This is a genomic window from Schlesneria sp. (genome assembly GCF_036405755.1).
In the GTDB taxonomy this organism is placed as follows: domain Bacteria; phylum Planctomycetota; class Planctomycetia; order Planctomycetales; family Planctomycetaceae; genus Schlesneria; species Schlesneria sphaerica.
In genome coordinates this window covers 1-10,258 of sequence record NZ_DASWWZ010000621.1, presented here as the reverse complement: position 1 = coordinate 10,258, position 10,258 = coordinate 1, and the positions used below count along the sequence as shown (strand labels likewise).

At 56.5% G+C, this 10,258-nt stretch carries 10 protein-coding genes; 7 read left to right on the top strand and 3 right to left on the bottom strand.

Annotated features, from left to right (window positions below; all coding sequences use genetic code 11):
- The 6 genes from VGE80_RS20570 to atpC all read left to right on the top strand — a co-directional run.
- On the top strand, nucleotides 1-309 hold a 309-nt coding region (locus VGE80_RS20570), incomplete at its 5' end, for a F0F1 ATP synthase subunit B family protein (protein WP_440593961.1).
- A 13-nt stretch (nucleotides 310-322) separates the two neighbouring features.
- Nucleotides 323-967: an ATP synthase F1 subunit delta gene (gene atpH / locus VGE80_RS20565; RefSeq protein ID WP_397571330.1), complete on the top strand. Its 645-nt coding sequence runs from the start codon at nucleotides 323-325 to the stop codon at nucleotides 965-967.
- Nucleotides 918-2,444 (top strand): F0F1 ATP synthase subunit alpha, encoded by a 1,527-nt coding sequence (gene atpA / locus VGE80_RS20560; RefSeq protein WP_397571329.1) that lies wholly within the window; start codon nucleotides 918-920, stop codon nucleotides 2,442-2,444. The genes atpH and atpA overlap by 50 nt, the downstream gene beginning before the upstream one ends.
- Before the next feature lie 112 nt (nucleotides 2,445-2,556).
- Nucleotides 2,557-3,447 carry an ATP synthase F1 subunit gamma gene (gene atpG / locus VGE80_RS20555; protein ID WP_397571328.1) on the top strand — a complete coding sequence of 297 codons (891 nt, stop codon included), beginning with the start codon at nucleotides 2,557-2,559 and terminating at the stop codon, nucleotides 3,445-3,447.
- A gap of 92 nt (nucleotides 3,448-3,539) precedes the next feature.
- Entirely contained in the window at nucleotides 3,540-4,979 is a 1,440-nt protein-coding gene (gene atpD, locus VGE80_RS20550; RefSeq protein ID WP_373650537.1) for a F0F1 ATP synthase subunit beta, read from the top strand.
- Between the two features lie 191 nt (nucleotides 4,980-5,170).
- A complete protein-coding gene (gene atpC, locus VGE80_RS20545; RefSeq protein ID WP_373650538.1) occupies nucleotides 5,171-5,581 on the top strand; it encodes an ATP synthase F1 subunit epsilon in 411 nt (136 codons plus the stop codon).
- A gap of 99 nt (nucleotides 5,582-5,680) precedes the next feature.
- Here atpC and VGE80_RS20540 read toward each other — a convergent pair whose 3' ends face one another.
- Nucleotides 5,681-6,406: a uracil-DNA glycosylase gene (locus VGE80_RS20540; protein ID WP_373650539.1), complete on the bottom strand. Its 726-nt coding sequence runs from the start codon at nucleotides 6,404-6,406 to the stop codon at nucleotides 5,681-5,683.
- Between the two features lie 131 nt (nucleotides 6,407-6,537).
- Here VGE80_RS20540 and VGE80_RS20535 point away from each other — a divergent pair, with 131 nt between their 5' ends.
- The gene (locus VGE80_RS20535; RefSeq protein WP_440593960.1) at nucleotides 6,538-7,455 is read left to right on the top strand and encodes an alpha/beta hydrolase; all 918 of its coding nucleotides are present in this window, start codon (nucleotides 6,538-6,540) and stop codon (nucleotides 7,453-7,455) included.
- 130 nt (nucleotides 7,456-7,585) lie between these two features.
- On the opposite strand, the gene gatA is transcribed toward VGE80_RS20535, so the two are convergent.
- Complete coding sequence (gene gatA, locus VGE80_RS20530; RefSeq protein ID WP_440593959.1) at nucleotides 7,586-9,073, bottom strand: Asp-tRNA(Asn)/Glu-tRNA(Gln) amidotransferase subunit GatA; 1,488 nt, start codon at nucleotides 9,071-9,073, stop codon at nucleotides 7,586-7,588.
- A 129-nt stretch (nucleotides 9,074-9,202) separates the two neighbouring features.
- On the bottom strand, nucleotides 9,203-9,403 hold the full coding sequence (locus VGE80_RS20525; RefSeq protein ID WP_373650542.1) for a DUF6800 family protein: 201 nt from the start codon (nucleotides 9,401-9,403) through the stop codon (nucleotides 9,203-9,205).
- Between the last annotated feature and the right edge of the window lie 855 nt (nucleotides 9,404-10,258).

Sequence of the window (10,258 nt, the reverse complement as noted above, 5' to 3'; positions counted from 1 at the left end):
GAACACGAACTGAAGCTTGCCAAGGTGCAGGAAGAAGTCCGTGAGATCCTGGCGGAAGCCCGCCGGGATGCCGAGCACACCAAGCAAGAGATTCTGGCAACGGCCCAGAAGGAAGCAGACGCTTCGCGGCAGCGGGCGATTGCTGACATCGAGCGATCACGCGATCAGGCGTTGACGGAATTGTTTGACTTCGTGTCAACCAACGTCGTCAACGCAACCGAGAATGTGATTGGTCGGAGCCTTTCTGGCGATGACCATGATCGTCTCGTGAAAGAAGCACTGTCACAAATTAATGTTCGGCGGAACTAGGGAGTCGGCTGACGTGGATTCGCAAGATCTCCGCACTCAAATCTCCTCCGTGTTAGAAGACCCACGTGCCCAGTCGGTGGCAAAGGTCTACTCACACGCCTATCTCGAATCTGCCGAGAAAGCAGGCGGGATTCCTGCGGCACTGGAAGAACTCGGGTCGTTCGTCACAGACGTACTGCAACAGAACCCCGAGTTTGACCAAATGCTGCGGGCGCAGGGGTTGAGCGTCGAAGCGAAGCTGCAACTGCTTGAAAAAGTTGTGGTTCCGCGATCGACCCCACTATTCGCAGATTTTATTCGCGTTGTCGCAAATCACGATCGACTGAGTCTCGTCCCGCTGATTCATGATGCTGCCGTCCGCGAGGCCGAGCAACGCCTGAATCAGCAGCGAGTGCAGATCACGAGTGCCGCAGAGCTCTCTACCGAGACGCTCGATGCCATTCGCAGTTCGTTGGCGACAGCATTGTCAAAACAGCCGATTCTGGAAACGCGGGTCGACCCATCTCTCCTCGGCGGGATGACGATTCGTGTTGGCGATACCGTCTATGACGGTTCCTTGAAAACTCAAGTAAAACAACTTCGCGTTCGTTTGCGCGAGAGGTGTCTGAATGAAATTCAACGCGGGCGAGATCGCTTCAGTCATCAAGACGGAAATTGAAGGCTTTCGCGGACAAATACAAACCAGTGAAGTCGGCCACGTCGTCGAGGTCGGTGACGGCATCGCGCGGGTCTATGGCTTATCGACAGCCATGGCTGGCGAAATGGTGGAGTTCACCAAGAGCGGCGTTCGCGGCCAGGTGTTCAACCTGGAAGAGAACTCCGTCGGTGTGATCATCCTCGGTGACTACCTGAAGATCACTGAAGGTGAAGAAGTCCGTACGACTGGCGCACTTCTGTCGGTTCCTGTCGGGGAAAGCCTGATTGGTCGCGTAATCGATCCATTGGGTAATCCGCTCGACGGCAAGGGTCCTGTGCTGACCACCGAAACCCGTCCGCTGGAAACAACGGCACCAGGCGTCGCCGGACGTCAGCCGGTCAAGCAGCCGCTGCAGACCGGGATCAAGGCTGTTGACGCCATGACCCCTGTCGGTCGTGGTCAGCGAGAATTGATCATTGGTGACCGAAAGACGGGCAAGACAGCCGTCGCCATCGACGCGATCATTAACCAGAAGGGCGGCGACGTCATCTGTGTTTATGTGTCGTGCGGTCAGCGAGCCAGCTCGACAGCCGGTGTGGTGGAAGCTCTGACCAAGGCCGGAGCGATGGACTACACCATCGTCGTGAGTGCCTCGGCCAGCGATCCTGCTCCGCTGCAGTACATCGCTCCTTACGCCGGTGCTTCGATCGCTGAATTTTTCATGTATCAGGGTAAGCACACCCTGGTCGTGTACGATGACTTGACTCGACAGGCGACTGCCTATCGTCAGTTGTCGTTGCTGATGCGACGCCCACCAGGTCGTGAAGCGTACCCCGGGGACGTGTTCTACTGTCACAGCCGTCTGCTGGAACGTGCCGCCAAGTTGAGCGACGAGCTCGGTGGTGGATCGATGACGGCCCTGCCGATCATCGAAACCCTCGAAGGGGAAGTTTCGGCATATATCCCGACGAACGTGATTTCGATCACCGACGGTCAGATCTACCTCGAGCCGGATCTGTTCTTCAAGGGTGTTCGGCCCGCCATCAACGTCGGTATCTCTGTCTCCCGCGTCGGTGGTAACGCACAGACGAAGGGGATGAAGAAGGTTGCCGGTAGTCTGCGACTGGACCTGGCAGCGTTCCGTGAGCTGGAAGCATTCGCTCAGCTCGGTACAGAACTCGATAAGGCGACACAGCAGCAGCTTGACCGCGGTTACCGCATGGTCGAACTGTTGAAACAGCCTCAGTTCCAGCCGTTGAACGCAGCAGATCAGGTCATGAGTATCTATGCTGGTTCGAAGGGTTACTTCGACAAGGTACCGGTACCACGCGTTCAGGAAGCAGAAAGCAACCTGCTTCAGTTTATGCGAGAAGAGAAGAGCGAAGTCCGTGACGCCCTCATCAAGGGTGGGGCACTGGATGACGCCACCGAAGGTGCCCTGAAGAAGGCACTGGAAGAATGGCGTGACCGCTGGCAGGCGACCCAGGCAAAAGCGTAATTCCGAAAGCCTTCTGTTTCGGCAGGAGAACAGGAACAACCGGGAACATTTGACAGATGTCCCGGTTGCGACACCGTCCCCAATTTGAAACTGACTGCAGTACAAGAGAACCATGGCAAAAGCACGTGCGATCATCAAGCGGTTAAAAGCCGTTCGCAACGTCCGCAAGATCACGCGGACGATGGAACTGGTTGCGACCGCACGCTTCAAAAAGGCAATGGATCGAGCGACACAAGCCGCTGCTTACACACGCAAGATTTCTGAAATTGTGGCGGATCTTTCGAGCACACTTCAGGAAGGCGCGTCAGGATTCACTCATCCACTGCTGCAACAACGGGATACCGAACGAAAAAGTATCCTTTTGGTCATCACATCCAATCGCGGGTTGTGTGGCGGTTACAATGGGGGGGTGTTGCGGCACGCTCAGGCACGCATCCGCCAGGCCAAAGCGGATCAGATTCCGCTGGACATTGAAGTGTCCGGTAAGAGAGGGATCGGCTTCTTCAAGTTCCAGAAGATTTCGACGGCGCTCAGCTACACGCATTTCGAAGATAAGCCGACATTCGATGAAGTCGACGTGCTGGCAAAGCGGTACGTGGACCTGTTCATCCGGGGCGAGATTGACCGGTTGGACGTGGCTTACACCCGGTTTGAAACCATGTCCCGGCAGAAGGCCGTGATTGAGACCTTGCTGCCGATCGGAAAGCTGGAAGGGGCGGCCGCGGCACCCTCTGGCAAACCAAGCATCGAGTACGAATTTCTGCCATCACCCAAAGAAATTCTGGAAGAGATTGTCCCGGCGTCATTCAAGGCGCGGCTGTTCAAGTGCTTCCTGGATGCCGCTGTGAGTGAGCAGATCGCACGTATGGTGGCGATGAAGAGTGCTACCGACAACGCGGATGAGATGATCCGCACAATCCGTGCTCAGTATAACCGGGCACGTCAATCGCAGATTACATCGGAACTCAGTGAAATCATCGGTGGTGCCGCTGCGTTGGAATAACGCGGTGCCCCCGACCACGAGTTGTTCGCCAGTTAACCCGTTAGTTCGTTCAGAGTGGCAAAACAGACCATTCGAGAATAGAGACCACAGATATGACGACCGGCACCAATATTGGCCATGTCACACAGATCATCGGATCAACATTTGACGCGGAATTTTCGGAAGCGAGCCTGCCCGGAATTTATAACGCCGTCAAGATTGAGACCGAAGTGAAGGGGCTCAAGCTCAAGGTGACTGGGGAAGTCCAGCAGCACCTGGGTGGCGGTCGAGTCCGGTGTGTGGCACTCGGTTCCACCGACGGTATGGTTCGTGGAATGGAAGTTGTGGATACCGGGGCGCCCGTGAGTGTTCCCGTCGGTAAAGCGACTCTGGGCCGTGTCTTTAACGTGCTCGGCGATCCCATCGACGGCCGTGGTGAAGTTCCCTGTGAAGAACGATGGGCCATTCACCGTGATCCTCCGGCTCTGTCGGACCTCAGCTCCAAGACCGAACTGTTCGAAACCGGTATTAAGGTGATCGACCTGCTGGTTCCATTCGTCCGCGGTGGTAAAGCCGGTCTGTTCGGTGGAGCTGGTCTCGGTAAGACCGTTATTCTGACTGAGTTGATTGCTCGTATCGCCTCGGCTCACGGGGGTTACTCGGTGTTCGCAGGGGTCGGGGAACGAACCCGTGAAGGTAACGACCTCTGGCTGGAAATGCAGGAAGCCGAGATCGGCAGTACTGGCCGTCACGTGATTGATCAGACCGCGATGGTGTTCGGTCAGATGAACGAACCGCCCGGTGCCCGTCTTCGCGTGGCTTTGACCGCTCTGACAATGGCCGAGTGGTTCCGAGATGCAACCGGTGCTGACACCCTGTTGTTCGTCGATAACATTTTCCGATTCTCGCAAGCCGGATCGGAAGTGTCCGCTCTGCTTGGTCGTATGCCGAGTGCCGTGGGTTACCAGCCAACACTGGGTACCGAACTGGGAGCTCTGCAAGAGCGAATCACCTCAACCAATCGTGGTGCGATCACCTCGGTGCAGGCCGTTTACGTTCCTGCAGACGATCCGACCGACCCTGCTCCTGCGACCGCGTTCGCTCACCTGGATGCATTCTTGTATCTCGAACGACGAATCGCTGAAAAAGGGTTGTATCCCGCTATCGATCCGCTGTCTTCGTCGTCACGAATCCTCGACCCGCTGGTCGTGGGTGAACGGCACTACAAGATTGCTCGCCGTGTGCAGCAGATTCTGCAGCGATACCGCGAACTTCAGGACATCATCGCAATTCTCGGTATCGATGAATTGAGCGAAGAAGACAAACTGGTTGTGCACCGAGCACGTCGTATCGAACGATTCCTCTCGCAGCCGTTCCTCGTTGCTGAGCCATTCACCGGCAAGAAGGGTAAGATTACCCCACGCGACGAAACGATCGAGAGTTTCGAAGAGCTTTGCGACGGCAAGTGGGACCATCTGCCGGAAGCCGCCTTCACTTATGTCGGTGGTATCTCTGAAGCTGCCGAGCAGGCTGAACGTATGGCCAAGGCTTAATCAGCCGCGGCGATTTCAGGCTGGATGAGTTTGTTGAATTGGATTAACGATCTGGTGCAGGGTTGCATCAGATGGCGAGTGGTATAATGCCAGCGGGTGCCGCTTCAGGTCCCCGCTGACGTGAACTGCATGAAGTGATTCGGGACAAGACGCCGGGATTGTCCCATTGGCTGTGGTTAAGTGAGGTCAAAATGGCTGGTGGCGACAAATTGCGACTGATCGTCGTGACTCCCGAGCGAACTTTGCTCGATGAGCCTGTCGCTTCGCTCCGTTTTCCGTTGTACGACGGTGATATCGGCATCCTGCCGGGGCGAATTCCACTGATCGGACGACTCGGAACTGGGGCGCTCCGCGTGCGAACCACGGCAGGCGAAACTGTCTACTTCATTGACGGTGGATTCGTTCAGGTACAGGGACCGGTCATCACGCTGCTGACGAATCGAGCGGTCCCGGCTCAGGACCTGTCGACTGCAGAAGCGGAGAAGCAACTCGCGGAAGCGATTGCCCGTCCCGCCAAGACAGATGAAGAAGTGGCTGTGAAGTTCGCAGACCAGCAGCGGGCACGAAAGATTCTCGCAATCACCAATCCTGCCAACTCCTGAGTTGGCGAAACAGATTTTCAGAACCCTGTCAGGCCTCACGATGGTCTGATGGGGTTCTTTCGTTTCACGTCTGGAAGATTGGGCGTAGCAGAAACTCACTCATGGGCGGAAGCTCTCGAGGCGGTGTCGGGCCTGGGTGAAAACCGCATCGAGCATCGGTTCTGTGAGTCGTCCCGTGAATGTGTTGCGGGGACTGGGATGGAAGCATCCAATGATCCAGCCCCGGTCGTCGAGCATCGGGACTTCCTTGCCGTGACCGAATTTCGGTCGTGGACCCTTGGGGGGCAGCCAGCGTTGGGTGATCGCCTGAGCGATCACGTTGGTCCACGCGGTCTGACCGAGGGCGACGATGACTTGAACGGGTAACAGAGTCAGCGTCCGTGCGATCCACTCCGAACAATTGGCGATCTCATCCTTCGTTGGCTTGTTGTCGGGTGGAGCACAGTGGCACGGATTGGTGATTGCACAGTCAATCAGCTTCAGTCCGTCATTTCGATGTGTGGCGGTCGCCTGATTTGCAAACCCGGCTTTGTGAAGAGCGCGGTACAGCCAGTCGCCACTGCGGTCTCCTGTGAAGACGCGGCCGGTTCGATTGCCACCGTGTGCGGCAGGCGCTAACCCCACGATGACGAGTCGGGCGGATGGATCGCCGAAGTTGGGCACTGGCAGCCCCCAGTATTCCCAATCGCGGTAGGCAGCCCGCTTCTGCTGAGCGACCTCCTGGCAATACGTCCGTAGCCGCGGGCAGCGTTCGCAGCCCACGATCTGGTTGTTGAGTTTGGCCCAGGCTAATTGCTGTTGTTTTGGCGTCAGGCGTCGTTCCATGTGATCAATGTCGGCAGAGGGTATGATGCGATGCGCCTGCCTGGCGCTGACACCAAGTATACGCGCCCAGGGATTGTCCAGGTGGTAAAGTTCGGATCGTCGTGCGGACCAGATTCCTCGAGGGAAGATTCATGATGACACGGATTCTGTGGTTGCTGCTGCTGGTATCTGGGATGGTCGGGAGTGGGGAGGCATGGGCCCAGGATCCGGCATCGCAGCTGAAGCCAACATATGCGGAGGTCACGTACGGTCCTTATCCCCGTAATGTCCTCGATTTCTGGCAGGCAGAGGGAGCAGGGCCCCGGCCCGTAATGGTTTACATTCACGGTGGGGGATGGACGGCGGGGGATAAGAAGCAGAATACGGACAAGTATCGTCCGTTTCTCGAGAAAGGAATCTCCTGTGCCGCCATCAATTACCGCCTGACCCCGGACAATCCATTGCCCGCCCCCGTACACGATGCTGCTCGCGCCATCCAGTTCCTGAGGTCGAAGGCCAGCGAGTGGAATATTGACGGCGACCATCTCGCCGTCACGGGGGGAAGCGCGGGGGCCTGTACGTCGATGTGGCTGCTGTTCCACGACGATCTGGCGGATCCCGACTCTAAGGTTGAAGTTCTGCGACAGTCGACGCGGGTTTGCGCCGCGGCGGCGTATGCCGGCCAGGTCTCAATCGATCCAAAGGTGGTGGAAGAGTGGCTGGGGCCGAACGTCCTCAAGCATCGCATGATCAATATGGCCGTCGGAGAACTGACGATCGAGGGCGCTCTGAAAAACTATGACAAATACCGCGATCTCTATGTGGAGTTTTCACCTTACAACCATGTCGACGCGAAAGATCCCCCGCTATTCCTGAGATATACCGAGGAGATGACACTTCCTTCCAGGGACGCTGGGCATGGTATTCATCACCCGGTCTTCGGGATCAAGCTCAAAGAGCGATCCGACGAAATCGGTCACGAATGTCATCTGGTCATTCCCGGCCATTCCCGCTCGGAAAAATATGAGTCAGAGACTGCGTTTCTGATCGCCAAATTGCTTGGCCAATGAGCGGACGATCCATCAGCAATTGACGGTCCGTGATAAATCACGCGCGGGGTCGGTCGCCACGAGGGGACGGCAACCGAGCTTGGCCAGAAATCTGGACCGAACAGCCGCACACACGGTTTTTTGCCGTGGACTAGATGTCATCCTGAATCGTCGTGGGGGACATCAGGTGCCAGTCGGTTTCCCGTTCCAGCATTCGGCCGGCCTGCAGCAATCGCACCTCTGCGAATGGGGGGGCGAGCAACTGGAGACCGATAGGAAGACCGGATTTTGTCAGACCGCACGGGAGCGAGATGCCCGGGATCCCTGCCAAGTTTGCACTGATGGTGTAGATGTCGGACAGATACATCGCCAGCGGGTCTTTGGTTTTTTCACCAATCTTGAAAGCGGGTGTCGGTGTGACCGGGCCGGCAATCACATCGACCTGCTGGAATGCGGCGTCAAAGTCATTGCGAATCAAGCGGCGCACCTGTAACGCCTTGGTGTAAAACTTGTCCGCGTAACCAGCGGACAGCGAGAACACGCCGAGCATGATCCGTCGTTTGACTTCGTCACCGAATCCCTCTCCGCGGCTGGCTTCGTACATCTCGGCCAGGCTCTGCGAGTCCCCTGCGGCACGATGGCCGTAGTGTACGCCGTCGTATCTGGCGAGGTTGCTGGAGGCCTCGGACGTCGCAACCAGGTAATAGGTCGCGATGGCATATTTGGAATGAGGGAGATGAATCTCTTTGAACTGTACACCTTGGGATTCGTAGACCTTAAGGGCCTGGCGGACAGAGGCTTCGATTTCTGGATCTAATCCCTCGGAAAAATATTCTGCGGGGATTCCGATCTTCAGCCCTGCGAGTGGCTGATCGAAGAGCTGGCTGTACGCGGGAACGGGCTGGTTCACACTGGTCGAATCGCGCGGGTCATGTCCCGAAACGGCCTCAAGCAGTGCAGCGGCCCCCTGAATGTCTGTCGCGAAGGGGCCGACCTGGTCGAGCGAGCTGGCGTAAGCAATCAGACCGTAGCGGGAGACCCGTCCGTAAGTCGGTTTAAGCCCCACAATGCCGCAGAGGGCTGCGGGCTGGCGAATGGAACCACCCGTATCGCTGCCAAGAGCCACGGGAGCCATTCTGGCCGCGACGGCCGCTGCAGATCCGCTGCTGGATCCCCCGGGAATTCGCTCGATATCCCATGGGTTCCGGGTTGCTCCCCAAGCAGAATTTTCTCCCGATGAACCCATGGCGAATTCATCCATATTGGTCTTGCCGATGAGTACCGCATCGGCCTGACGCAGCTTTGTAATCGCGCAGGCGTCGTAAGGAGGGACGAAGCCTTTGAGCATGCGGCTGGCGCAGGTCGTTGGCTGTCCCCTCGTGCAGAGTACGTCCTTGGTGGCGACGGGGATCCCGGCGAGGATGCCGAGCGGGTGGCCGGAGGCACGCTTGTGATCAATCTCTTTCGCCTGGCGAAGGGCTTCCTCTTCGTCAACATGCACAAACGCGTTCAGGGACGGATCCCGCTGCCGGATTGCTTTGAGAAACGATTCTGTCACTTCGACGGAAGTGAGTTCGCGCTTGTTCAATCGGTTGAGCAGTTCACTGAAAGACAATTTCGTCAACGACGAAGAAGCCACGGCGTGTTCCTCATGAGATGTGTCGAGACTGGTGCGGGCGACACCGCGCAGCTCGTCTCAATAACGAAAAAGCACGAACAAGACCAATGCCTTGCCGTGCTTTGAGTATCCCGAAAACCGAAGCCCGAATTACTTGCTGGCCTGCTCGGCTTTGATTTCTGCGACGCGTTCTTCAAGATTGTAGAAAGGGCTGAGCCGACGAACTTTGGTCGCCAGTACAGCCTTATCGGCCTGTGCGGTGGCCTTGATGTACTTGGCTACCAGCTTCTGAATTTTGACCTTACGGTGTCGTCGGCGAGCAATCTCGCGATCTCGTTCAATGCGAGGCATATTTCAGTGTCTTCTTGAAGCGGGATTGAAGAAAATGATTTCGTATCGTGTTCACCGCAGGCGATCTCGCCAGTCAGGTGAGAATACAGCCAACGATTGATGCAAGCGTAATCAACGCAACTTCTTGTGGCAGGTTTTGCAGCGAACACGCATGCCGACAAGCTTGTTGCACTTGGGGCAGCGTTTGGCCTTGCGAGCCAGCTTCAGTTTCGTTCGGGGACGATAAACCATGACAGAACCCTCGTCGTTCCCTGCCAGACGCAGAAGAACCAATTTGCATTACCGGTTTTCGTGACCACTGCTCGCGGATCAGTTCGCCATGCGAAGCCAAAATCGAGCCAAGTCCCGATACATTAATTATTTACTGTTATCGACCTAATGGGGGTGAGTCCGTAGTTAACAGGCGCAATCCCATTCGGGGTCGAGCAGTCTACTCGTTGTCGGTAGGCCATGCAAGCCAAGCCAGTGTTTGTTGCTGATTCTTCAGATCAAATTGAAAATTTGCTGTATCACACCGCGAAGGGGATTGCTAAAATTAGTGGCGTCCGTTCCGTGGATTCGCTGGGACGGCTTGTTTGAGTGGGTCTCAAGCAGGTCGTGAATCTCGTGACGGATACGCAGTGTTTTGGGTGTATTTGGTTCCAGGTGTTTTCAACAAACAATTGCTCAGTCCGCTGAGGAAGAAGGTTTGTTCGTTCGGCGTGTACCGAATAGGCCACGTCGAAGAAACAGTATCGACTGGATCAGGTTCAAAATCCGATAGAAATTCAAGATCGGGTGTGTAACCAGGTCACGTGTACTTCTGTGGCTCAAGAGGTCGCTGTTCGCGTCCCCTTTGTGCACCGGAAACCTGAA